The organism is Actinomadura vinacea, assembly GCF_039532545.1.
GTDB classification, from domain to species: domain Bacteria; phylum Actinomycetota; class Actinomycetes; order Streptosporangiales; family Streptosporangiaceae; genus Spirillospora; species Spirillospora vinacea.
Genome location: NZ_BAAARW010000016.1, coordinates 473,304 through 497,102, shown reverse-complemented (window position 1 = coordinate 497,102; position 23,799 = coordinate 473,304). Strand labels below are relative to the sequence as shown.

Below are 23,799 nucleotides of genomic sequence, written 5' to 3'. Positions count from 1 at the left end.
CACCACCGAAGGGTCAGGCCGTACGCAGGGCCTCGGTCGGCGAGAGCCGGGCGGCGCGCAGCGCGGGCATCAGGCCGGCGATCGCGCCGATGACGATGGCCGAGCCGATACCGCCCGCCCACGCCTCGGCGGGGATGACGACCGTCCAGCCCTTGACGCCGGCGTACACCGCGGTCGCCACGGCTCCGGAGGCCACGCCGGCCACGCCGCCGAGGACCGCCAGCATGATCGCCTCCGACAGGAACTGCGTGCGGATCTGTCCCCGGGTCGCCCCGAGCGCGCGGCGCAGGCCGATCTCCGAGCGGCGTTCCAGGACGGAGATGATCATGATGTTGGCCACTCCTACCGCCCCGACGATCAGCGCCACGACGCCGAGTCCCAGGAACAGGCTGTTGAACGCTCCTTTCGCCGCGGCACGGGCGGTGAGCGCATCGGAGGGCTGGCTCACGTCGACCTCGTTCGGAGCCTCCGGGTTCGCGGTTTGCGCGAGCACCGACTGCACCTCTTCGACCGCGTCGGTCTGCGACCGTACGTAGAGCGTGCTCGGTGGGCCGTCCGCCGGCTTGCCGCGGGCCATGCTGGTGTGGCCGAGGTAACGCCGCGCCGCCGGGTATCCGACCAGGGCACTTGTGTCGATGTCCGGCGCGAGCGTCGCAGGGGCGAGGATCCCGGCGACGTAGAACCACTGCCCGTCCAGCCACACTCGCTGCCCGGGATGGACGCGGTTGAACCCCAGTCGCCCCGCGGCCGCCGCACCGAGCACGACGGCAGGCTGCGTCGCCGTCGCCTCGTTGAGCCAGCGGCCATGGGCGACGCCGGCGCCGGCCACCCGCGGCAGGTTCAGACTCGCCGCCTGGACCTTCAGCCCGTTGGTGTTGATCGGAGGTATCAACGGGCTCCGGTACACGTTCGCGTCGCTGACCGTGCCGGTATGCGCCACTGCCTCGACGGACCCGAGCCGCGACATCCGGGCGGGCGCGGCGACCGGCATGACCGCTTCCTCCTGGGTGAAACTCTGGCCGGTCTTGGCGGTCAGCAGGTTCGTGCCGAGCCGGTCGATCTCCGCCAGCAGACCGGCCTGGGACGACGACGACAGCCCGAGGACCGCGACGATCGCCATGGTGCCGATCGCGATCCCGAGCGCGGACAGCACCGCTCGCAGCGGCCGGGCGCGCAGCCCGGTGCTCGCCACCCGGGCCTGGTCTCCGGCGCGCAAGCGTGCCGGCACGAGATGGGTCGGGATCCGCATGTCACTCCACCTCTCCCGGCCCGCTGTACGCGGCCGAGCCGGCGAACGCGCCGGCGCCGTCGTCGGAGACGATCCGGCCGTCCAGGACGTGCACCTGGCGAGGCAGCCGCGCGGCCAGGTCGCCGTCGTGCGTGATCATGATGATCGTCGCGCCCTCGGCGTTGAGCTCTCGCAGCAGTTCGAGGATCGAGGCTCCCGTGGTGCTGTCGAGGTTGCCCGTCGGCTCGTCGGCGAGGACGATCGCCGGCCTGCCCACCAGTGCGCGGGCGATGGCCACGCGCTGCCGCTCGCCTCCGGACATCTTCGTGGGACGGAAGTCGCGGCGATGCGCGAGCCCGACACGATCGAGTGCGTCGGCGGCACGGCGCCGCCGCTCGCCGACCTCGACGCCCGCGTACAGCAGGCCGTCCGCGACGTTCTCCAGGGCGGTGGAGTGCTCGGCCAGGAAGAACTGCTGGAAGACGAACCCGATGCTGCGGGCGCGCAATGCCGCGAGCCGCCGGTCGCCGAGCCCCGCCGCGTCGACTCCGTCGATCCGGATCAACCCGTCCGTGGGCCGCTCAAGCGTCCCCATGACGTGCAAGAGCGTCGTCTTCCCCGACCCCGACGGCCCGACGATGGCGACCAGTTCGCCGCGGCGGACGGTGAGGCTCACGCCCCGCAGCGCGGACACGGGCGGCTGTCCTCCGTAGATCTTGGTGACGCCTTCCAGCTCGAGCGCGGGCGCCCGGCCGTCTCGCTCGTGAGTCGTGCTCATGAGGCCGGCACCACCACTTGATCGCCGACGGACAGGCCCCCGGACACCTGCACGAGCCCGTTGTCGTTGTCGAACATGCCGAGCGTCACGGGAACCAGACGGCGCCGCTGGCCGCCTGCCGGGTCGGCCACCTCGACGACGTAGCCGCCTCCGGCCTTGCCCATGAGCGCGGTGACCGGGACGATCAGCGCCTTCTCGACCCCGTCGATCGTGATCCGCACCCGAACCGGGGCCTCGTCCAGCTTTCCCGCGTCCTTCGGGCGGTCGAGCGTGATGTACACCGGGATCGTGGAGCCGGACGAGTCCTTCTTGTCGTCGTCGGATCTCGCGACCGTCCCGATGCGGCTCACCCTGCCCGGGGTCGTCCTGTTGTCCGGAAGCGTGATCTGGGCACGGTCACCGACCTTGACCTGGGACTGCTGACCGGCGCCGAGTTCCGCCATCACCTGGCGCCGGGCCGAGGTGGTCTGGGCCACCTGGGCTCCCGGCGCCGCCCCCGTGCCGGCCTTGGCCATCGCCTTCGTCACCCGGAGCGGACCGGGCAGGAACACCGCGTCCCCGAGGGCCAGACTCCCGGTCTCGTCGACGCCCAGCTCATCCTGCAGTTCGGCGACCGCCTCCGCGGTCTCCGATCCGTAGTGGTCCGAGTCGGGATCGAGTTCGGACTTCTCGGCGTACCCGAGCTTCACGAGGTTCTCGTTGAGGTCGCGCACCTCACGGCCCTCGTCGCCCACCGACAGAGCGCGGTAGGCCGGTGTGCCGCCGCAGATCAGCACCACCGGTTTCTCGTCCACCCGGTACAGGGCCTTGCCGCAGCCGATCTCCCTGCCCTCGCCGGGGACCCAGGTGTAGATCCCCTTGGCCTGGTTGACCACCGCGTACGGGGTTCCGTCACCATGGGCCGCGTACGAGAGCGTCCCACTCTGCGTCACCTGCGTGGACAGCGGTCCTTCCCGCACGGCCGCCAGCGAGGTGCCATCGGTCGAGGACGCGGGCTGGGCGTCCCCGTCATCGAAGGGATCCATGACGGCGACACCCGCCGCGGCCAGTAGCACCAGGACCCCCGTCCCGGCGAGCACCTTCCGGCCTCTGCGCCGGCGCGGCTTCCGGCGGTCCGGAACCGGGACGCCGGGGGCGGTGTCCCCGGCACCGGGCGTACCGGAAGGCGCCTCGTTGACATCGGTGCTCATCCCCCAGCACCCGCCGGCCGCAGTGACTGGCATTTCTGCGCCGCGGCCTTGAACTGCGGCGACTCGGGATTGACGTCACCGGGGTCCAGTGTTCCGCCCTGGGGGTCGGGGAACTCGGGCACCCCGTTCTTGCGCATGCACTGCGCGTACTTCAGCATTTTGGCCTGCGCCGCCGGGTCCTTCCGGGAGGTCCATCCCGGCGGCCGCACCGACTCGCATTTCCGCCCCGCGGCCTTGAACTGCGGCGAGTTCGGATCAACGGCCCCCTTGGACGGCATCCGGAACTTATTGCCGTCAACGGGGTCAGGCCACTGCGGGACTCCGTTCTGGCGCATACATTGCGCGTACTTCACATACTGGGCGTTGTCGTTACCAGGGGTACCACCGCCCGCCGCCGCACTCGAACGGCCGCCCGCTGTCGCACCCGAACCGCCGGTGGAGGCGTCCGATCCACCGCAGGCCGCGAGCACCGGCAGGAAGATCGCGAGCGCCACCAGCGGCAGCGCCAGGGGCCGTCTCGGCTTCGCCTTGGACATGTCATGGTCTCCTTCGCGTCAGTGGATGGGCGCTGGAGGCCATTTCTAGGGAACGGGCGGTCACACCACGGTCAGAGCTCCTGTGACCCGGCTGTGACCGCGGCAGGGGCATCCTGATTGCACGATGAGAGTGCTGGTGGCCGAGGATCACGCCGAGCTCGCGGCGTCCGTGGCGAGGGTCCTGCGCCGCGAGGGGATGGCCGTCGACGTGGTCCACGACGGCCAGGCGGCCATCGAGCGGACCTCGCTGCTGGACTACGACGTCGTCGTCCTCGACCGGGACCTGCCCGCCGTCCACGGCGACGATGTGTGCCGCTCGCTGGTGAGCCGGACGCAACGCACCCGTGTCCTGATGCTGACCGCGTCCGGCACGATCGCCGACCGGGTATCGGGCCTGAGCCTCGGCGCCGACGACTATCTGCCGAAGCCGTTCGCGTACGCCGAGCTCGTAGCCCGGATCCGGGCGCTCGGCCGCCGGGCACAGCCGGCGCTGCCGCCGGTCCTCGTCCACGGTGACCTGCGACTGGACCCGGCCCAGCGGATCGCGACCCGGGCAGAAATGCGCCTGGCGCTGAGCCCGAAGGAGTTCGCGGTCCTGGAATACCTGCTCGGCGCCGACGGCCGTGTCGTGTCCGCCGAGGAACTGCTCGAACGGGTGTGGGACGAGATGGCCGACCCGTTCACGACCACCGTCAAGGCCACGATGAACCGGCTGCGGTCCAAGCTCGGCCCGCCACCGGTGATCGAGACCGTCCAGCAGGGCGGCTACCGGATAGGTGATGCCCGTGCGCCTTCGTGAACTGCTCCGCCCGAGCGTCTCCTCTCATCTATCGCTCCGGACCGTGCGCGTCCGTCTCACGGCCCTGTACAGCGCACTGTTCACGATCTACGGTGCGATGCTTCTCGCGATCACTTTCTGGTTCATGCGCCGCTCCAAGTGGGTGATCATCGTCCACGACGACAGCGGGCCGGAGGTCCGCGAGCGGCTGGAACGGCTCAAGGCAGCACAGTTGCGCGAGCTGCTGATGCAGTCCGGGGTCTCTCTCGCGATCATGATGGTGCTCTCGGTCGCGCTGGGCTGGCTGGTCGCCGGACGTGTCCTGCGGCCACTGCGCACGATGACGGCCACGATCCAGCAGATCTCCGCCCGTAACGTGCACCAGCGGCTCGCCGTCACAGGCCCCCACGACGAGATGAAAGACCTCGCCGACACCGTCGACGGCCTGCTCGGCCGTCTGGAAACCGCCCTCGACGCACACAAACGCTTCGTCGCCAACGCCGCACATGAACTGCGCACACCGCTCACCCTGGAGCGTGCGCTCCTAGAGGAGACACTCACCGACCGCGAGGCCACGCTGGAGTCCTACCGGGAGACCTCTGAGAGACTGCTCGCGATCAGCAAGGACCAGGGGCGGCTGCTGGAAGCCCTGCTCACCCTGACCAGCAGCGAGCGTGGTCTCGACCGCCGAGAACCCTTCGATCTGTCCGATCTCGCCCGTCAGGCCCTCGACTCAGCACACCTTGAGGCGGACGCACGCGGCGTGCGCATCCATACCCGGATCGCGCCCGCCCCGTCCGCGGGCCACCCCGCGCTGGCCGCACGCCTGGTCGCCAACCTCGTCGACAACGCCGTGCACCACAACGTGACCGGCGGCCACGTGGAAGTCGCGACCGAAACCAGGGCAGGGCGAGCGTTCGTCTCGGTGGTCAACAGCGGACCGGTCATCCCCCCGCAGCAGGTCGGCCGGCTCTTCGAGCCCTTCCAGCGGCTCGGCGGACGGGCCGCGCGCGGCGATGGCCACCACGGCCTCGGCCTTTCGATCGTCCACGCCATCGCGACGGCGCACGGCGCCGACATCACCGCACACGCGCGCCCGGGCGGCGGCCTCTCCGTCGAGATCTGCTTCCCCGCAACTGTCGCACCCAGGCCCCAGTACGCGCACACGCCTGACGACCCGCGGCAACCCGGCCTGCGCACGATCCCGGCCGCGCCCGCGACCTCCTCACCCGGGCGGTGGCCGCCGAACCGCACGGACAGGTGACACCAGAGCGGATCGCGATGTACGGCAGCCCTCGTGCTCGCCCACACCGCCGCCGTCGAAGACCTCAGCCGCACGACTACGAAGATCAACGCGCGTGCCGAGCGGCGGGTGGAGAAGCAGCCGACGGCGGAGCCGAAGAAGCTCCGGGGCAGGAGGACATCCTCTTCGAGCCGGAGGAGAAGGCCCGCGGCACCAGCGATACCAACCGGTCGGTGCGCATACGAAATCTCTCCAGGAATACACGACACAGGATGTCGTGTATTCCTGGAAGGCTCTTACCCGCACGACAAAGACCGATCGCACACAAGAGGTGATCCACATGGCACACGCCATTGTCAATCCGGACGGTTTGCACGACCCGGTCCCGTTCGGCTACAGCCACACCGCCACCGTCCCCGCGGGTACGGAACTGGTGCTTATCGCGGGTCAGTACGGATCGGGCCCAGACGGCGCGGTTGTTTCCACCGACTTCGCCGAGCAGGTGAAGCAGACGTTCCGCAACATCGGCGTCGCCCTTGCCGCCCATGGGCTCGACCTTGGCCATGTCGTCCAGCTCAGGACGTATGTGGTGAACCATGACGTCAGCAAGCTTGGGCCGATCGCCGGGGCCGTGCAGGAGGGCTGGGGTGCGAAACCGCCCACGCAAACCCTCATCGGTGTCGCGAGCCTGGCTGCGCCTGACGTGCTGTTCGAGGTCGAGGCCCTCGCCGTCCGGCCCTGACCGGTAACGGGGCGGCGTAGCAATGTGAACGGGCGCCATCGGACGCGAAAGTCCGGCAACACGTCGCTCTGGTGAGGGACCGCCTCGTAGGCGAGTGCACGCGGCTCGCCTACGAGGCGTCGACGAATTCGGTGTCGGGCTGTTGAGCCTGCGCGAAGCCCAGGTCGCCGCGATCTGGAGTTGAAGTGACGGGACGGGCGGCGATGAGGTCGCGGGGACGTCATCGCGGTACAAATAGGAAACTCTGTCGGGAGATAGGGATGACAGGCGGCATGCAGGCGACTCGGGATGTGGTCGACCTGATCCCCGGTAGGTGGAGGGCGCAGGCACTCTACACCGCGGTCGAACTCGGACTGCCGGACTTTATCGAAGCCGGCCGGACCACCTGCGGCGAACTCGCCGAATCGACCGGGGCGGAGGAAGCGGGTATTCACCGCCTGACGCGAGGTGTATTCGAGGGGAGCGAGCGGACCGGTTACCGGAATACCGAAGCGAGCACGGCCCCCTCGGGTTTTGAAGTGGCCCACAGTCAGTCGTTTTACGCCTATCTCAGTCCGCACGAGGACACCGCCAAGCGACCTCCGACCGATGGCAGGGGGGAGGGGTGACCGCCGAGACGGAGGGGCTGTTCAGGTTGCCTGCGCCCGACACTCCGCCCGCGGATCGGGTGCGGGCCACCGCGCCGTTGGCGGTGCGGATGCGGCCGCGCACGCTCGACGAGGTCGTCGGCCAGGCGCACCTGCTGCGTCCCGGTGCGCCGCTGCGGCGGCTGTTGGAGGGCGGGGCGGCGGCGTCGGTGCTGCTCTACGGCCCGCCCGGCACCGGGAAGACCACGATCGCGCGCCTGCTCGCCACCGTCGAGTCCCGGCACTTCGTCGCCCTCTCGGCGCTGTCCAGCGGCGTCAAGGAACTACGCGAGGTCATCAACGACGCGCGCCGTCGCCGCGACCGACACGACCAGCAGACCGTGCTGTTCATCGACGAGGTGCACCGCTTCTCCAAGACCCAGCAGGACGCGCTGCTCGGGGCCGTCGAGGACCGTCTCGTGCTGCTCGTGGCGGCCACGACGGAGAACCCGTCGTTCTCGGTGGTGTCGCCGCTGCTGTCGCGGTCGCTGGTGTTGCGGCTCCAGTCCCTGACCGGGGACGAGGTCCGCGACTTGCTGCGCCGGGCGGTGACGGATCAGCGCGGCCTCGACGGTTCGGTCTCGCTGTCGGCCGAGGCCGAGGACGCACTGGCGCGCCTCGCCGCCGGGGACGCCCGCCGCGCGCTGACCGCGCTGGAGGCGAGCGCCGACGGAATGGCGGACACGGGCGGCTCGGTGATCGACGTGCCGGCCGTGGAGCGGGCCGTCACCGAGGCCACAGTGCGCTACGACCGGCAGGGCGACCAGCACTACGACGTCATCAGCGCGTTCATCAAGTCGATTCGCGGCTCGGACCCCGACGCCGCGCTGCATTACCTGGCCCGCATGCTCGTAGCCGGGGAGGACCCGCGGTTCATCGCGCGGCGGCTGCTGGTGCACGCCAGTGAGGACGTCGGGCTGGCCGATCCCACCGCGCTGCAGGCCGCCGTCGCCGCGGCCCAGACCGTCCAGATGATCGGGATGCCCGAGGCCCGCCTCGCCCTGGCGCAGGCCACCGTGCACCTGGCCACGGCGCCGAAGTCGAACACGCTTATCGTCGGGATCGACGAGGCCATGGCCGACGTTCGCGCGGGTGCCGTCGGTGTCGTGCCCGCCCACCTGCGATACGGCCGCTATGCAGGCGCCGAGAAGCTGGGCAACGCGGTTGGCTACCGCTACCCCCACGCCACCCCCGACGGAGTCCTGGAGCAGCAGTACCCGCCGGACGCGCTGGTGGGGAAGGACTACTACCGTCCCACGCAGCACGGCGGGGAACGCACCCTGTACGAGCGCCTCGCGAAGCTCCGCCGCGCCGTCCGCGGCGGGTAGATGTTACCGACGCAATCCCACCTGAACCCGGTAGGTGAGTGATTTCCGGTGTTCAGGATGGCGACAGTCGGCGTCCATGGCCTCGACGGCGAGTCCGGCCAGGCGAACGCTCGGCGGGCCCGAGTTCGGGCCGACTGCTCTCAGGATGACACTGCGTAGCAGGCGGCGGTCGCGGCGGCGCGGTTGCGCAGGGCGGCGCGCAACCACTGCGGGGACAGGGCTTCCGCGCTCGTGGCGAGCTGCCACAGCGCCCATTCGGCGTGTCGTGAATCTTGGAAGGTCACCTCCAGCCGCAGCCGGCCGTCTGCGTCGGTTTCTTCGGCGTGGACGGCCAGCGCGGTGCTCACCAGGTCCTCCCGCCGCGTCGGGTTCATCACCACCAGCACGGTGACTTGGTCGCCGCCGGACCGAAACCGCGTGCTGCGTTCCTGCCAGGCCCGGTCCAGATCGACCCGGTCCGGGCGCTGTGTGGGCTCGGGGAGTTCCTGGGCGGCCAAGACCCGGGACAGCCGGTAGGTGCGGTCCGCGCCAGACCTCGTGGCCAGCAAGTAGCCCTGGTCGCGTACGGTGACCAGGCCGATCGGGTCCACCGTGCGCCACTTCGGGGTCTGGCCCACAGCCGCGTAGTGGATGCGCAGCTTGTGTCCGGCGAACACCGCGCGCCGGACCTCGGCCATTATGGTGTCGGGCACCTCCTCAGCGACCAGCCGGCGCGAGAGGAGGTCGGTCTCGGGGTCGATGAGCAATCGCTGGGCCGCGCCGGTCGCGGTGTCCCGGTAGCTTTCGGGTAGCGCGTCGACCACCTTGAGCATGGCCGAAGCGAGCGCCGAGCCGAGGCCGAACGCCTGCGCGCCGCGCCGTGATCCGGCGACCAGCAGGGCGAGCGCCTCGTCGTGGTTCAGTCCGGTGAGCTCGGTCTGGAAACCCGGCAGCAATGCGAAACCGCCGTGCCGGCCGCGTTCGGCGTAGACCGGGACGCCGGCCGCCGACAGCGCCTCGATGTCGCGCAGCACAGTGCGGGTGGACACCTCCAGTTCGCGGGCAAGCGTGGCCGCGGACAGCCGACCGTGCTGCCGCAGCAGCAGCACCAGCGATACCAACCGGTCGGCGCGCATGCGAAAACGCTACAGGAATACACGACACAGGATGTCGTGTATTGCTAACCGTTCGCGGCCCGGTCAAGCCAGTGGCCCCCGGATAGCCGGGGGCCACTGGGGGTTTGGCGACGGCGCTGTAGTCAGTCGGCTACAACGCCATCGCTTTCGGGCGCGCCACCAGCGCACATCGCGTCGATGAGCGCCAATGCGCCCTGCGGCGGGCCGGCCACGAACAGGTCGACCTTGTCCCGCAGTTTCTCGCCGACGCCCACCTTGAGCGTCGGCACGCCCTCGGCGCGCAGACGGTCGAGCTCGTCCATGGCGGCCTCGTCGGGCTTGCCGTCGCCCACGACCATGACCGCAGAGGGTTCCCGGGGAACAATCCTTTCGAGCCTTTCGAGGAATCGCCGGAGCGAGATCCCCTTGTCGAGTTCCTCGGGGACCAACCTGACCATGCCAGGGTCGTGCAGCAGCGTCAGATCCCCGGCAGCCTCGGCCACCTTCCTGAGCGGGGCGAGCAGCAGCTCGACCACCCTCGGGTCGGTGTCTTCCGCGTACCGGAAGGCCAACATGTACGCCTTGAGGTGAATGTGCCTGGTGTCCAGACCGAGTTCCTTCACCACCTTGTGCAGCTTGTCGGCGGCCGTGCTCAGCCCGGACGGTGGCAGCATCAGCGGGGGGCGGACACCGTTGTGCCAGTGCTCGGCGCCGAATTGCCCCAAGATGTGACAGTTGCGGACGGTCAGGTCGAGTTCATCGACTTGAGCGACCGACCAACCCGTCAAAATCCCAGCGACGCCGTACAGTTCCCCCATCTGGAGGAGCCCCTCGCGAAGGCCGGGGTCAACGCGCGGCGTGCCCCCAGGCGGGACGTTCTCCACCAGCGTCCCGGTGAGGTCCCACAACACGACGGCCCTCTTGGGGTGCTCCATGAGAGCGTCCCAGCCTTCCTTCCCCGCATCCGTGAGGATGGCGGAGCGTACGTCTCCTCCGGTGTAGAGAGGAGCGTCTCGGGTCCGTAACTCTCCGGATACCGAACTCATAGTTAGGGTTCTCCCTTCTTTGTTCGCGACTCGCATCGCCACGTTGTGGACCGTCCGCCGCCCGGAGCCGGACGCACGTCAAGGCTTCCGCGGCGAAGCTGCAACGAAGGGAAACCGCCCGATCGAGCTGACCAAAAGCACGATCAATGCCTGGCCTGGGGTGGAAATGGGAACACGCCGAAAGGCGAGACCGTGCACCAGCGTGCCGAACTCCGGGCACACGCACGGCGACCAGCCGACGTCGTGGACAGGGTTTCGGACCTGACCGTGCGGTGCGGTCAGGGCTACATACTGCGCGTCAGCGCCGACTCCTTGCCCGCTGCCTGCCCTCGACGGCGTCCAGGTCGTCCCGGTGTCAACGCCTTCGCGGCTACGACCGGATCGTGATCAATCGCAGCGCCAACGGCTGTACCGATATTCCCCGAGGCCCTCGGCGGTCTGCGAGGACCGCGAGATCCTCCGGGTGCTCGGTGTCAGGCGTCGCCGTTGAGCATGGCGGCGGTCAGGACGTTGCCGGCGACGCCCCAGCCGCCGTCGACGACTTCGTCGATGAGTACAACGGTGGTGGGGCGGGCCCGCTCACCGTAGATCTCCGCATACAGGTCGGTGGTGCGCTCAACGAGCTTCTTCTTGTCCTCGGCGGTGAGGGTGCCTGCGGGGACCTTGAAGTTGGCGAAAGGCATAGCGGTCTCTCCTGGGAGTGGGCCCTTTGCGGGCGTGGACGTATCTGTTCGTGCTGGTGTCGGTGGTCAGAGGCCGGCTTGGGGGGCGAGTGCACCACCACATCGAGCTGTCCCCGCTCGGCCGTCACCTGGTCGATGGCGGCGTCGACCGAGTCCTGGTCCTGGACGTCCAACTCCACAGCCGTGATCTGCTTCTTGGCTTGGGCGAGCGCGGCGACGGCGGGTGCGTTGCGGCCGGTGGTGGGGCTCATGCCGGCGACCGGCCCCGGCCAGAGCCCGTGCGGTGAGGTTGCCGCAGCCACTGGAGGCGCCAATGACCACCACGACCTTCGGCTGCCCGCTCACACCATGCCCCCGTTGGCCCGCAGGATCTGGCCGTTGATCCAGTGCCCCTCGGAGCTGGTGAGGAAGGCGACGACGCGGGCGATGTCCTGCGGGGTGCCCAGCCTCTCCAGGGGCGGGGCCTTGGCGAGCTGCTCGATCTGTTCGGGACCCTTGCCGTCGAGGAACAGATCCGTGGCCGTGGGGCCGGGCGCGACGGTGTTCACGGTGATGTCCCGGCCGCGCAGCTCACGGGCGAGGATCAGCGTGATCGACTCGATGGCGCCCTTGCTCGCCACGTACGCGCCGTAAGCGGGGAACCGGGTGGCGACCACGGAGGTCGAGAACGCCACGAACGAGCCTCCCGCACGCAGTCGCCGGGCGGCCCTCTGAGCCACGACGAACGTGCCGCGGAGATTGGTGCGCAGCACGGCGTCGAGCACCTCGAGGTCGAGGTCGGCGATGGGGGACAGGGCGAGTCGGCCGGCCGCGTTCACGACGACGTCGACGCCGCCGAATTCCTGCTCCGCCCGGTCGAACAGCGCGGTGACGGCGTTCTCGTCCGCCACGTCCGCCTGTACGGACACTGCCCGGCCGCCGGCGGCGGTGATCGTTGCCACCGTCTCCTTGGCGGCCGCCGCGTCGCGAGCGTAGTTCACCACGACGGCCAGCCCGTTCTGGGCGAGCCTTTCGCAGACCGCCCGGCCGATGCCGCGCGATCCGCCGGTCACGACGGCGACCCGCGCATGAGTTCGGTGGTCCGTAGTCATGTCCTCCACGATGCGCGGCCTTGACCAGGATGACCAGGGGATGTCATCCCCTGGGTCCGTGACCCGGCCGAGCGCAGAATGGAGTGCATGGCTTCTGCGAAGTACACCGAACTGGGCACCTTTCTGCGCTCGCGGCGTGATCGCATCCGCCCGGGCGACGTCGGGCTGCCGACCGGGCCCCGGCGCCGCGTGCCCGGGCTGCGCCGTGACGAGGTCGCCCAGCTTGCCGGGGCGTCGGTGGACTACTACAACGAACTCGAACGCGGAGCCGGATCCCAGCCCTCCGATCAGATGCTCGCGGCGCTCGCCAGGGCCCTACGCCTGACCGCCGACGAACGCGACTACCTGTATCACCTGGCGGATCGCCCGATCCCCGTACAGGGCGGAGCCGCCTCGCACGTGCACCCCGGCATGCTCGACCTCCTCGATCGCCTGACATCGACACCGGCGCAGGTGATCACCGACCTGCATGTCACCCTCGTGCAGAACCCGCTCGCGGTGGCCCTGCTCGGAGACCAATCCGGTTTCCGGGGCGCGCGGGCCAGCTTCGTCCACCGGTGGTTCACCGATCCCGACGCCCGGCAGCTCTACCCCGAAGCCGATCACGAGGGCCAGTCCCGCGCCTTCGTCGCCGATCTACGCGCGGCCGCCGCCCGGCGGGACGCCAAGGACACCGAAGCAAGCTCCATGATCAGCTCGCTGCTCGACACCTCCGCCGAATTCGCCACACTGTGGGCCGACCACGACGTCGCGTTCAGGCGGGACGACCGCAAGCGCCTCATCCACCCCACGATCGGCCTGATCGAGGTCAACTGCCTCAACCTGTTCAGCGAGGATGGCCGACAGCGACTGCTCTGGTTCACCCCCGCACTCGGCACGGACAGTGCCGACCTGCTCAACCTGCTCTCGATCATCGGCACCCAGGAAGTCGCCGAGCCGACACTCGAAAACCCGGCCAACTGAACAATGCCGGGGGATCCGTGGGCAAGGCGAGGAGGACGGTGCGCTCGGCGGCCGGATCCAGTGGAATCGCATGCAGAAAACGTCATAGCGCAGCAGGCCGACAACCTGCGGGAGGCCGCCCTCGGGTATGGCCGAAGAACAGTTACAACGGCGATGTAGGTCGTGTCGAAGGGCTTGCCGGTCTCCACCAGGCGGCCGACACCGCGCATCTCGACCACGATGGTCCCCGGATCGGTGGTCTGATGGATCCGCAGGTCGATGTGGTCGGGGTAGTCGCGCATGTAGGCGGCGACGGCGTCCTTGCCGTCCAAACGCTCGGGCCGGCCCTGGGGGGCGAAGGGGAACTCCACGATGCCGTCCTCGGCCCACAGGCCGACCCAGCCGGGAATGTTCTTGTCCAGCAGCAGTCGCAGGCTGTGGCGGCCCAGATCCGCTGCCCGAGGCAAGCCTCGCAAGGACGCCATCCGTAACCGGAGGGCCGTCCTCGCGGCCGCCGACACCCTCTTCGCCCGCTGCGAGAGCCCCGAGGACGTCCATATGGTCCACATCGCGGCAGCGGCCGGGAACGCTCTTCCGTGCCTTCGGCGACCGCACCGGACTGATCCGCGCCCTGTACGAGGCGCGACTCGAACCGATCAGGGACGCCGTCGAATCGGGCCCACCGCCCCTGGGGCCCGCCACTCCGCCGCTCAGCGCATACCCGCACTGCTCGACGCCCTCCTGTGCTTCAAACTCGAAAACTGCCGTCTCGCCTTTGCCCTGGAGGAAACGGGGAGCGCCAGTCCCTATCAGGCAGAGCATTACGGGCCATGCTGGAGCAGCTCCCCGGCCTGGTCGGCTGCGACTTCACCGCCCATGCCAATGACCGGCAGCGGATAAGGCCATGGACGAGCGTACGACCCTGAGGGCCCTCATCCAGTTCTGACGCTTGGCCGACCCGCTCTGAACAGGGGCGATTCCAGGTTATCCACGGACTGCCGCACGATCATGGCGAGATGCTGAACAGTGGGTATTGGGGCTACCTACTGGGCGGCGAAGCAATGAAAAAGGCAAGGAGGAATATCCACTCCTTGCCACTACCAATATATAGCACATGGGGGGCCTTGCCACAAGGCCCCGGTCATACCGCACAATCACCCCTCGACGCCGGAACGTACGGAAAGTGGGAGTCGCGGAATGCGCGTTGTGCTGGTGACCTACGGGTCGCGCGGGGACGTCGAGCCGATGATGGGGCTGGCCCTGCGGCTACAGGCTCTCGGCGCCGAGGTGCGGGTGTGCGCGCCGCCGGACTTCGCGGAGCTGCTGAACGGTGTCGACGTTCCGCTGAGCCCCGTCGGCTGGCCGATCCGCGCGCTGGCGACCGGGGCGGTCCCCGGCAAGGCGAAGGCGGGCCTGTCCGACATCGCCGCCGAGCTGACCGCCACGGCCTACGAGGCGGTCGTCGCGGTGTCCGAGGGCTGCGCCGCGGTAGTGGCCACCGGCTCGTTCCCGGCCGCGGCCGGTGCGCGGACGGCGGCCGAGAAACTGGGCGTGCCCTATGCGTTCACGTCCTTGTCCCCGAGCTACCTGCCGTCGCCGCACCACCCGCCTCCCCCCTGGCCGGGCCAGGTGATCCCCGCGCGGGTGACCGACAACCGGGGACTGTGGGACCTCAACGCCGAGCACAAGAACGCGCTGTTCGGCGAGACGATCAACAACCATCGGGCCTCGGTCGGCCTGCCGCCGGTGGACGGCATCCGGGACCACGTCTTCACTGACCACCCGTTCCTGGCGACCGACCCTGTCCTTGGCCCGTGGCAGGAGACGCCGGAGCTCGCCGTGGCGCAGACCGGCGCATGGATTCGGCCGGACGAGCGCCCGCTCCCGGCCGATCTGGAGGCGTTCCTGGCCGCCGGTGCGGAGCCGGTGTACGTGGGCTTCGGCAGCATGCCGATGCGGGGCGCGAACGCGCAGGACCTCTCCCGGGCCGTCATCGAAGCGGTCCGGACGCAGGGCCGCCGCGTCCTGCTCGGGAGCGGTTGGGCCGATCTGGTCCTGATCGACGACCGGGACGACTGCTTCGTCGTCGGCGAGGTCAACCAGCAGGCGCTGTTCCGCCGGGTGGCCGCGGTCGTGCACCACGGCGGCGCGGGCACCACGACGACGGCGGCCCGTGCCGGGACGCCGCAGGTGCTGGTGCCCCAGGTCGCGGACCAGCCGTACTGGGCGGGCCGGGTAACCGAGCTGGGCATCGGCACGGGACACGACGGTCCGACGCCGACCGCCGAGTCGCTGGCGGCCGCACTCGAGATCGCCCTGGCCCCCGCGACCGGTGCCCGCGCGGCCGTAGTGGCCGAGACGGTCCGCACCGACGGGGCGGAGCTGGCCGCGAAGCTCCTGCTCGACAAGATCGGCCGGAGTGCGTCCGCGGTGTCCGCAGACTGATCCCCCCGGAGGCCGCTCGGGCGGGCCCCCCACCTGTCCGCGCGTGCCCGCGGCCTGGTCGGGCTGCCGCCCCCCGACCAGGCCAGCAGGCCCTCCAATTGGTCCGTGCGACCAAGTGAAAGTAACTGGGCGTAGTCGTGGCGGCTGATGGTGAGCTGGTGCAGCTGCGTCGGAACGAGCCCTCCGCCGACCTGGCGCCGGCGTTCGGGGGCGGCGCCGCCACAGCGCACCGCTACGTCACCGAGGTGGTGGACTGGCACACCTGACCTGCGCCAAGCGCTGCGCATCGCGGCCAAGAAGGCCTACGTCATCCTGGATGGCACCCTCATCTCGACCGACCGGCTCTCGGGGTGCCAACGACCGGCTGTACGACTCGGCCAAGCACCGGGGCCACGGGATGAACGTGCAGTTCTTCACCGATCCGCACGGCGAGCCGATCTGCGCGTCATGGCCGGGCTCAACTCACGACCTGACCGCCGCGCGCCGGCACGGCATCGTGGCGGGACTGACCGCGCGGGCGGTGCGATCGGCACGCCCTGCAAACGCAAAAAGCACTGCAGGCTGGGCAAATACAAGAAGCTGTTCAACCGCCGCCACGCCACGGTCCGCGCACCGGGCGAGCGCGGCGCAGCCATCCTCAAGGGATGGCACATCCTGCGCAGAGCTCGGTGCTCATCCAGCCGCCTGACCGCTGTTGTCCAAGCCGTTCTCGCCCTTCACCACCCGGCCGGATGAGGATGGAATCACCTCAGTGTGCGGCACAATTCGGCACAGGTGCGGTCGGTGCTGCGGTTGTAGTCTCCTGGTGTACCGGTTCTCGCACGCGAAGGTGGGATCGACTGTGGCAAACCTGTTCGAGGCTCCGCGACTGGAAGTAGTGGAGACCCCGCATGACCTGCACTATCAGTTGAGGGATTCGAGTGCTGACACCGTGCTCGCCGACGTCGCACCGGTCGCCGTCGGCGAAGGGCAGACGTCGAGCTGGTTCAGCCGGTTAATGAAAAAAGTCCCCGGCAGGCCGGAGCGATACCGCCCGATGGAGCGGCATCACATCCCGCGGATCACCTTCAGGGTGTCGGACGCGCGGAACACCACAACTTTCTTTGTCGACCGATGCGACAGCCTGATCGGCAATCCGTGCATCCCGCAATACGCGGTCGTCGACGCGACTGGCGATATACTGGGATTTTACACTAACGACCATTACCAAACTCTCGCAATGAACCCGCCGACCGACGCCCAGGGATTTATCACTATGCAGGGGCGGCTCCATTTGCGTGACCGGAACCAGGAGATCGTGAGCGAGATCGTCCAGCGGGCACCGGCCACGAAGCCGGCGATACAACGCGGCTGGGATCCCGGGGACGCCGCCGTGCGATTTGTGGGGCCGGACGGCACCGTGTGGGCGAAGATACAGGGTGGAGAGCTGGCCGTGGAGTTCGCTCCGACGACTCCACAATGGATCAGAGCGCTGATCATAACCTTTCTCGTCGCCGGCAAAATGAATGAGCGACTTCATGTGGCCTTCTTTACGCCCGGCTATGTTCCGCCTGAACCGTTGGCGCCGACGACGGTGCCATATTCGGGATACGGCGACGTGCATTCCTCCTACATGCGCTATCAGGAGGAGTTCATCGAGTGGTTCAAGAAGGAGGCCAACAAGCTGGCCCGACAAGCGGCGGCAGCAACAGATCTTTGACCCGGATCCCCGCAGTTCTCCCGCCCTGCCCGGTTGGTCATTACCTTCGCCCTCATCGAAGATGATCTCGCATGACCCGAGGGAACCATGGACATCCTCATCTCGGGTGCCGGCGTGGCCGGACTCTCGGCCGCGGTCAACCTCGGCGCGCGCGGGCACCGCGTCACACTCGTCGAGCACTCGTCGCATTTCCGGGTCAACGGCTCGCCGATCGACGTCACGGAGAGAATGGGCCTGCTGGACCGGATCCGCGACCGGAGGCTGCGGATGGCCGAGAACGGCGTGTTCGTGGACGCCGGCGGCACGGTTCTCGCGCGGCTCCGGTGGCCGAGACCAGCGACTCCGACGACGACATCGAGATCGCCCGCGAGGACCTCGCGAACCTCCTGGCCGAGGCTCTCCCGGCGGACGCCACCGTGCTGTTCCGCGACTCCGTGGAGTCGCTAGTGGACGACGGCACCGGCGTCGACGTGCGTCTCCTGTCCGGTCGCGCCGAACGGTACGACCTGGTCATCGGCGCGGACGGGCTGCACTCCATGGTGCGGCGGCTGACCTTCGGCCCCGAGTCGCGGTTCAGCAAGCACCTCGGGGTGTACGCGGCCATCGCGGACCTGCCCGGCGCGGTCGGCAGCGCCGAGCGGCACAACCCGACGTACAACTTCCCCGGCCACATGGCGAGCATCATGCGGTACCACGACAAGGCGCTGGCGGTGTTCCTGTTCCGCTCAGCCGACTGTCGCTGATCTTGTGATGTCTTCTTGGCCGGCGGGGAGAACGCGTTTGCGGAGGAGGCCGAGTCCTGCTCTGCCGTACACGCGAGCGGCCGAGCCGTCGAGGCGGCCAACGTGCTGTCGATCGGTTCGGGTTCGGCCAACGCCACGATTCAGCAGGGCGTCGCGAGTCCACGGTACCGGCGACGCCCGGCCCGGGCCGTGGGCGGGCCGGGCCGGGCGGGCCTCTCACTCAGTGACGGGTGTTCAGCACCGCTGGCCGCGGTTGATGCAGGAGACAGCGCGGCGCATGAGCTTGTCGGACATCACGTTGATGAAGTCGCCGTGGTCGGTGACGGGCTTGTGCAGCTGTTCGGGGAAGCTGTCCAATGCGAACACCCGTCCCTGCGGGAGCTTGTAGCTGATGCGCTGCTCCAGCCTCGGGATGGCGCGCATGCCCGCAGGGCAGTTGCCCTTGGCGTCGGGGAAGGCCACGTGCGTGCGGTGGTTGGCGCTGTCGGTGTTGGTGCCGTCCCAGCAGCTCTGGAACTCCAGGATCCGCGTGACCTGGCTGCCGCGCGGGCACAGCGGGTACTTGTCGGTCAGCCGCCGGTTCTCGAACCCGCTGCAGGTCCACGACGCGCGGGCGTTGGCGGTGCCGTTGGTGAACGACTTGGCGTCCCCGGTGATGATGCGCAGGAACCGCGGCATCGCGGAGACCTTGCCGCGGGGGTTGCCGCTGAACGTCAGATTGACCCGGGCCGGGGTTTGGATCTTGCCGACGTTGCCGTCCAGGCCACCACCGGGCTTGTCGGCGTCGACGTCGTCACCGGCGTTGGTCAGCCGGACCACCGGCCAGTAGTGCGTGGACTTGTCGCCGTTGGTGCAGGTGGTCCGCGCCGCGGCCAGGCTCTCGTCGGTGGAGAAGCCGTTGGTGTCCTGGTTGCCCACATAGTCGTGGACGTGGTGGGCGCCGTTGGACACGCCGGGAGCGGCGATCACGTTGTCGGAGTTGAACTTCCCGTTCTCGTTGCGGCCGCACCGGGTGGTGAAGGTTCCGCGTGAGCCGGTGCGCCCGGGACGCGCGTTCTTGACGTTGGGCCGGACCTTGCGAATGTCGACGAAGTCGCTCGCGACCGGTCCCTGCTGAGGAGGCTGGCCCGCTCCGTTGCCTTGCCCGGCTCCGTTGCCCTGGCCGGCCCCGGCGCCGTTGCCCGCGCCGTTCCCCTGGCCCGCGCCGGCGTCGGGCGTGCCGGCCACGGTGCAGGTGGCCAGGGCGTCCAGCCCGGCGGGGCGCTCCGCGACGCGGCCGATCGCGGTGGCGATCCGGTTGATCGCGGCGAGGCGCTTGTCGCGCAGCGGCCCCACGATCGCGTTCTGCGCGAAGTTGGGCCCGCCCTGGTTCGCGGTCGCGGCCAGCCGCTGGTTGGCCTCCTGGATCTGCGTGTTGAGCTGGGCCAGGTTGCGATCCACCTCGGCGCGGGCCTGCGCCGGAACCGCAGGCAAGCCGGACGCTACGTCCGGGCATTGGACGGTCTGCGCCCGGGCGGCGGCGGTCCAGGACGAGGCGTTCGCCGGGACGATGCCGGACAGTTGGGCCAGCAGTATGCCGCCACCGGCGGTGAGGCCGATGACGTTGAAGAGTCTTCGCGATCGCCGTGCGTGTCGCATGCGGCGCTCCCTCCTTGTTAAGGGTGTGAGGAAGGGCACCCGGCTCCGTTCAGCAGGTACGGGCCCCGATCCAAGGGGGGTTCAACGCGAACTCGAAATTCACACTGCGTGACCAAGCCGCTGGGAACGGCGATGCGCGCTTAGGTGGCGCTCAGCGGTAGGTCAAGTGAGCCTTAAGAACCCGCCCAAGGCCCCTATCGGGTCTAATCTCAGCGACGTCACATGCACGTCATCCGAGGGCGGACGGCCCGCGCGGGATCCTGATAATCACCCGGCTTCCTGCCGCGCGGGCCGTCACCCTCTGACCCGAGGAGGCGGACGGAGGGGAACTCCGTTACGCGAAAGCGCATTGCACAGACCGACCGCGCCGGCGCGGGCGGCCCCCCATTTGCGAGTCTTGTCGCAGCGGATTGGTGGACTCCGGGATTTCACCGTTGGTACGTGCCATCACGGTGGTGCGTTCAACGACTGCCAAGAACACAGCCGTTCAAACCGCGCCCGGCCGGTACCGCCGCCAGCGCACCGGTCAGCTCGACCACTGGCAGCCGGTTCCCGAAACGGACCAAATGCGCCACATGCTCGGCAAAGGTCCGGGGCGGGCCCGGCCACGCCAGACAGCTCCGAGGCGGCGGAGCTCGACGCTCTGGAACGCCACCGCGCCGCCGACCGTGTCGTGGGCAGCGTCCAATCGCTGCGGTCCTAGCCGACGTGCACAGAGTCGATATCGTGTGCCGCGACATCAACCCCCAATGTGGTGATCGTCGACGGCGGCCTGGACTTCGGCATCGTGAGGCCGCTCTCGACCATCTCCTCGGGCGGCTGGCCGATGTCCCCAGCCCGGCCGGGCCGACGCCGCGCCAACAGTTGCACCGGCTGCCGCCACGCTCCTGCCGATCGTCGATGCCCGCCAAGGCCCTACACAGGGGACTCCGTAGCGGGTGGCGGCGCTGCCAGTGACGGGACGTGCGGAACGGCGGAGGCGGGATCGAAGCCGGCGAAAGCCAGCCCGATGACGAAACCCGCGACCTCCTCAAGCTGAGGAACGCGATCGAGCGAGCCCAAAACGGCCGGCGCACCGCCGACATCGCGCACCAGCTCACCGACTACCTGCAGCGCTGCCGGATCGTCGCCGCACATCGCCACCGTCACCGGCTGCTCGTCCTGGCCGGGCGCGCTGGTCCACTGTTCGGCCGGAAACAGGTGGAAGGCTTTGACGACATGTGCTCCCGGAGCCAGTGCGGCGATCCGCTCCGCCATCGCCTCGCCGCGGCCGGTCAGCGACACACCGACGCCATGCTCGACGGCATTGATGGGATCGATCAACGGGGTCCCCTCCAGCGACCCCTCGGACGCGCCCGCGCTTTGCAGCATCTCATCGACGCCGTCCCACGACACCGCGAGCAGCACCGCATCCCGTCCAGTGACCGCCTCACGCGGCGCGGCAGCGCGCACACCCCGGCCAAGCCGATCAGCAAGCTTCTGCGCCTTGGCCTGCGACCGCCCACCGATCACCAGATCATGTCCTGCGCGCGCCCAGCCCTCACCCAGGGACTCCGCCAGCGTTCCGGTTCCCAAGATCCCGATTCGCATCGTTGCTTCCCTCTCGTGCAGTGATCGTTGGGGCAGCCACGGTAGTAAGGCCGTTACGCACCGATCGGTGCCTAATGAACGCACGACAATGGAAGGCGAGATGAGCGATCACGAAGGACACTGCTACGAACTGGTCGCCGATTGCCGCCTGCGCGCGGCCATCGACCTCTTCGCCCACACATGGGATCCCGTCGTACTCGCGGCCCTGCGCTCGCGTCCGCGTCGACGCCGCGAGCTGCGCACCGCGATCGGCGGCATCAGCGACAAGGTACTGACCGAGACGTTGCACCGCCTGCTCGCCAACGGCCTGGTCGAGCGACGGGCCTTCGCCGCGGCCCCGCCTCGTGTCGACTACAGCCTGACCGACCTGGGCAAGAGCCTGGTTGATGGCCCGATGATGGCGCTCGGAGGCTGGATTATCGAGCACGGCGACGAACTTCTCGACGCCCAAGAACGCGCCGCCCGGACGCAATCGACCCGCGGGTGACCACCACGGCGACGCTCAACGAACCGGGTCACTGCTCTCACCAAGAGTCCGCTTGACAGTCGACCGGGGGAGCCCTGTCGGGCCGCAAGCCGCCAACCAGCAGAGCTGGACAGCGCTTGACTACAGATAAAGACCAAACCTCTCAAGAGGCAGATGTACGGCCGGGGAGGCTTCCATCTCCTGCGTCACCGCGTCCTCCTCGACGAGTTACAGGCCCGGCGGCTGGGGACAGCTTCGGGAGAAGGGCGCCGTGTCAGGTGTTGTCTGGGACAGGCAACACCTGGGCAACACCTCGCCCCTCCCATCGCGCCTCGGATCCAGATTGTTTTGAGACGCGCTCAGCCTGACAAGGGCGGCGGCCGCGGCGATCAGTTGTCCGGTGACGCCCAGGAGCCGCGGAAGTCGGCGGCGTGATCGGCTGCCCACTCCCGGAACGCGCGAGGAGGGATGCCCGCGACGTCCTTGAACGTCGTGGTGACGGGTGCCGGATCGGTCACCATCGCCGCGTACCCGTCGAGCATGAAGTCCACGAAGGACGGCGGCAGCCCGTGTGCGAGCCTCTTCCTCCTGGCCTCCTCCCGCGAGATCTCCTCCCAGCGCACCGGCCGGCCGATCACCTCGCCGATCGTCCGGGCGGACTCGGCCTGAGACAGGACCTCCTCCCCGGTGAGCACGTACCTGCTCCCCGCGTGCCGGTCCTCGGTGAGCGCGCGTACGGCGACCTCGGCGATGTCACGTTCGTGGATCAGCGGCATGGAGGCGCCGCCGTGGACGTCCCGGACGACGCCCTCCGCGCGGATCTCGGGCGCCCAGGCCAGCGTGTTGGCGGCGAAGGTCCCGGGCCGCAGAAAGCACCACTGCAGGCCGGACCGTTCGATCGGCCGCTCTAATGCGGCATGGAGTGCTCCGATGGGGTCGGTCTGCTCCTGGACGTCATCGCGTACGGTGATCGAGGAGAGCAGCACGACGCGGCGTGCGTACCGGGCGATCGTCTCGACGACGGGGACGGCGGCCTCGGGCGAGCCGAACGGCCACGCCAGGAACACACTGTCCACCCCGGCCAGGCTCTGCTTCAGGACGTCGAGGTCGGAGTGGTCTCCGCGCACGACGTCGACACCGGACGGCAGTCCGGCCTTCTCGGGCGACCGGGTCAGGGCGCGGACGTCCGTCCCCGCGGCCACCAGGCCGTCGACGACGTGGCGGCCGACCTTGCCGGTCGCGGTGGTCACGAGGATCATCAGGCGCCCCGCAGGCTGCGGTACGGACGGAAGCGCTTGATCCGGCGGGAACCGGTGTCCTGCTGAGGCGCCAGGTACGCCTCGAAGGCCGCATCATCGGTCCATTCGGAGTAGTCCAGGATCCGGCTGCCATCGGAGCTGACATGGAAGCCGGCGGTCAGCAGCCCCGACGGTCGGGCCTTCTCGCGGGCGTCGGCCATCGTGCCGACCCGGCGGCGGGCGTCGTCGGGTCCCCCGGCCGCGACGAACTCGGTGACGACGATCCCGGGCTCGTCGGAACCGATCGTCAGGCTCCGGTGCAGCCGGTAGAAGGCGAGATCATGCCGTTCGATGCCGGGAACGGCGGCGTCGACGCGCTCCATGCGCGGCTTGCGGCCGCTCTCGACGAAGTCCCGGTATGCCTGGTCGTCCCTCCACTGGGAGTAGTGCAGGATCGTGGAGCCGTCCGTGCCGGCGTAGAAGGTGTAACTGTGGAGACCCTCCGGCCAGTCGGCCTCGCCCCAGACCTCGGCCTGCAAGTCGAGCGCCTTGCGCTGGCGCTGTGGGCTGTGCACGGTCCACTCGCTGGACATGACCGTGCCGACGTCCGGGCGATCTATTCCAGGCACGACCCTTGATGCGCTGTTCATGATGGTCACGCTAGAAGCTCAAGTT

Annotated in this window: 24 protein-coding genes and 2 pseudogenes; 13 read left to right on the top strand and 13 right to left on the bottom strand. The window is 69.2% G+C overall.

All coding sequences use genetic code 11. From position 1 onward, the window contains the following. Window positions 1-13: 13 nt before the first annotated feature. From ABD340_RS23620 to ABD340_RS23605, 4 genes are read right to left on the bottom strand one after another with little or no spacing between them, the layout of a single operon-like run. Entirely contained in the window at window positions 14-1,249 is a 1,236-nt protein-coding gene (locus tag ABD340_RS23620; RefSeq protein WP_344591647.1) for an ABC transporter permease, read from the bottom strand. Between the two features lies 1 nt (window position 1,250). Next, window positions 1,251-2,006, bottom strand: a complete 756-nt coding sequence (locus tag ABD340_RS23615; RefSeq protein ID WP_344591646.1) for an ABC transporter ATP-binding protein — start codon at window positions 2,004-2,006, stop codon at window positions 1,251-1,253. Further along, window positions 2,003-3,196, bottom strand: coding sequence for a peptidoglycan-binding protein (locus ABD340_RS23610; protein WP_344591645.1), 1,194 nt, complete (start codon window positions 3,194-3,196; stop codon window positions 2,003-2,005). Before ABD340_RS23610 ends, ABD340_RS23615 begins: the two co-directional genes overlap by 4 nt. Then, window positions 3,193-3,732, bottom strand: coding sequence for a hypothetical protein (locus tag ABD340_RS23605; RefSeq protein WP_344591643.1), 540 nt, complete (start codon window positions 3,730-3,732; stop codon window positions 3,193-3,195). The genes ABD340_RS23610 and ABD340_RS23605 overlap by 4 nt, the downstream gene beginning before the upstream one ends. A gap of 124 nt (window positions 3,733-3,856) precedes the next feature. Between ABD340_RS23605 and ABD340_RS23600 the strand changes: the two genes are divergently transcribed. The 5 genes from ABD340_RS23600 (at window position 3,857) to ABD340_RS23580 (ending at window position 8,449) form a co-directional block, all read left to right on the top strand. Then, entirely contained in the window at window positions 3,857-4,531 is a 675-nt protein-coding gene (locus ABD340_RS23600; protein ID WP_344591642.1) for a response regulator transcription factor, read from the top strand. 43 nt (window positions 4,532-4,574) lie between these two features. Further along, complete coding sequence (locus tag ABD340_RS23595) at window positions 4,575-5,774, top strand: sensor histidine kinase (protein WP_344591641.1); 1,200 nt, start codon at window positions 4,575-4,577, stop codon at window positions 5,772-5,774. Window positions 5,775-6,093: 319 nt separating this feature from the next. Continuing rightward, the gene (locus ABD340_RS23590; RefSeq protein WP_344591640.1) at window positions 6,094-6,495 is read left to right on the top strand and encodes a RidA family protein; all 402 of its coding nucleotides are present in this window, start codon (window positions 6,094-6,096) and stop codon (window positions 6,493-6,495) included. A 260-nt stretch (window positions 6,496-6,755) separates the two neighbouring features. Beyond that, complete coding sequence (locus tag ABD340_RS23585) at window positions 6,756-7,103, top strand: methyltransferase family protein (RefSeq protein ID WP_344591638.1); 348 nt, start codon at window positions 6,756-6,758, stop codon at window positions 7,101-7,103. Beyond that, on the top strand, window positions 7,100-8,449 hold the full coding sequence (locus ABD340_RS23580) for a replication-associated recombination protein A (RefSeq protein WP_425547426.1): 1,350 nt from the start codon (window positions 7,100-7,102) through the stop codon (window positions 8,447-8,449). Before ABD340_RS23585 ends, ABD340_RS23580 begins: the two co-directional genes overlap by 4 nt. 140 nt (window positions 8,450-8,589) lie before the next feature. Here the strand turns inward: ABD340_RS23580 and ABD340_RS23575 are convergent, their stop codons facing one another. The 4 genes from ABD340_RS23575 to ABD340_RS23560 form a co-directional block, all read right to left on the bottom strand. Then, window positions 8,590-9,564 carry a helix-turn-helix transcriptional regulator gene (locus ABD340_RS23575; protein ID WP_344591636.1) on the bottom strand — a complete coding sequence of 325 codons (975 nt, stop codon included), beginning with the start codon at window positions 9,562-9,564 and terminating at the stop codon, window positions 8,590-8,592. 122 nt (window positions 9,565-9,686) lie between these two features. Beyond that, window positions 9,687-10,478, bottom strand: a complete 792-nt coding sequence (locus tag ABD340_RS23570; RefSeq protein WP_344591635.1) for an HAD family hydrolase — start codon at window positions 10,476-10,478, stop codon at window positions 9,687-9,689. A 584-nt stretch (window positions 10,479-11,062) separates the two neighbouring features. Next, window positions 11,063-11,272: a 4-oxalocrotonate tautomerase family protein gene (locus tag ABD340_RS23565; RefSeq protein WP_344591633.1), complete on the bottom strand. Its 210-nt coding sequence runs from the start codon at window positions 11,270-11,272 to the stop codon at window positions 11,063-11,065. A 341-nt stretch (window positions 11,273-11,613) separates the two neighbouring features. Further along, on the bottom strand, window positions 11,614-12,363 hold the full coding sequence (locus tag ABD340_RS23560) for an SDR family oxidoreductase (protein ID WP_344591631.1): 750 nt from the start codon (window positions 12,361-12,363) through the stop codon (window positions 11,614-11,616). An 87-nt stretch (window positions 12,364-12,450) separates the two neighbouring features. Here ABD340_RS23560 and ABD340_RS23555 point away from each other — a divergent pair, with 87 nt between their 5' ends. After that, on the top strand, window positions 12,451-13,326 hold the full coding sequence (locus ABD340_RS23555) for a helix-turn-helix transcriptional regulator (RefSeq protein WP_344591630.1): 876 nt from the start codon (window positions 12,451-12,453) through the stop codon (window positions 13,324-13,326). Between the two features lie 149 nt (window positions 13,327-13,475). Here ABD340_RS23555 and ABD340_RS23550 read toward each other — a convergent pair. After that, window positions 13,476-13,790, bottom strand: a pseudogene (locus ABD340_RS23550) (nuclear transport factor 2 family protein); the annotation flags it as partial. A 712-nt stretch (window positions 13,791-14,502) separates the two neighbouring features. Between ABD340_RS23550 and ABD340_RS23545 the strand changes: the two are divergent. The 6 genes and pseudogenes from ABD340_RS23545 to ABD340_RS23535 all read left to right on the top strand — a co-directional run bounded on the left by ABD340_RS23545 (window position 14,503) and on the right by ABD340_RS23535 (window position 18,192). Continuing rightward, on the top strand, window positions 14,503-15,750 hold the full coding sequence (locus ABD340_RS23545) for a glycosyltransferase (RefSeq protein ID WP_344591629.1): 1,248 nt from the start codon (window positions 14,503-14,505) through the stop codon (window positions 15,748-15,750). 158 nt (window positions 15,751-15,908) lie between these two features. After that, entirely contained in the window at window positions 15,909-16,016 is a 108-nt protein-coding gene (locus tag ABD340_RS48295; RefSeq protein ID WP_486303563.1) for a helix-turn-helix domain-containing protein, read from the top strand. A 181-nt stretch (window positions 16,017-16,197) separates the two neighbouring features. Beyond that, entirely contained in the window at window positions 16,198-16,485 is a 288-nt protein-coding gene (locus ABD340_RS48025) for a transposase family protein (RefSeq protein WP_425547425.1), read from the top strand. A 106-nt stretch (window positions 16,486-16,591) separates the two neighbouring features. Beyond that, complete coding sequence (locus tag ABD340_RS23540) at window positions 16,592-17,449, top strand: hypothetical protein (protein ID WP_344591627.1); 858 nt, start codon at window positions 16,592-16,594, stop codon at window positions 17,447-17,449. An 87-nt stretch (window positions 17,450-17,536) separates the two neighbouring features. Further along, window positions 17,537-17,668 (top strand): annotated as a pseudogene (locus ABD340_RS48020) (FAD-dependent oxidoreductase); the annotation flags it as partial. A gap of 104 nt (window positions 17,669-17,772) precedes the next feature. Next, on the top strand, window positions 17,773-18,192 hold the full coding sequence (locus ABD340_RS23535; protein WP_344591626.1) for a Rossmann-fold NAD(P)-binding domain-containing protein: 420 nt from the start codon (window positions 17,773-17,775) through the stop codon (window positions 18,190-18,192). A gap of 234 nt (window positions 18,193-18,426) precedes the next feature. On the opposite strand, the gene ABD340_RS23530 is transcribed toward ABD340_RS23535, so the two are convergent. After that, window positions 18,427-19,830, bottom strand: a complete 1,404-nt coding sequence (locus ABD340_RS23530; protein ID WP_344591625.1) for a DUF1996 domain-containing protein — start codon at window positions 19,828-19,830, stop codon at window positions 18,427-18,429. A 915-nt stretch (window positions 19,831-20,745) separates the two neighbouring features. Next, entirely contained in the window at window positions 20,746-21,420 is a 675-nt protein-coding gene (locus ABD340_RS23525) for an NADPH-dependent F420 reductase (protein WP_344591624.1), read from the bottom strand. A 100-nt stretch (window positions 21,421-21,520) separates the two neighbouring features. On the opposite strand from ABD340_RS23525, the gene ABD340_RS23520 reads away from it, so the two are divergent. Further along, complete coding sequence (locus tag ABD340_RS23520) at window positions 21,521-21,907, top strand: winged helix-turn-helix transcriptional regulator (RefSeq protein ID WP_344591623.1); 387 nt, start codon at window positions 21,521-21,523, stop codon at window positions 21,905-21,907. A gap of 368 nt (window positions 21,908-22,275) precedes the next feature. Here the strand turns inward: ABD340_RS23520 and ABD340_RS23515 are convergent, their stop codons facing one another. Both ABD340_RS23515 and ABD340_RS23510 read right to left on the bottom strand, forming a co-directional pair. After that, a complete protein-coding gene (locus ABD340_RS23515; protein WP_344591622.1) occupies window positions 22,276-23,145 on the bottom strand; it encodes an NAD(P)H-binding protein in 870 nt (289 codons plus the stop codon). Then, window positions 23,145-23,774 carry a hypothetical protein gene (locus ABD340_RS23510; protein ID WP_344591621.1) on the bottom strand — a complete coding sequence of 210 codons (630 nt, stop codon included), beginning with the start codon at window positions 23,772-23,774 and terminating at the stop codon, window positions 23,145-23,147. The genes ABD340_RS23515 and ABD340_RS23510 overlap by 1 nt, the downstream gene beginning before the upstream one ends. Between the last annotated feature and the right edge of the window lie 25 nt (window positions 23,775-23,799).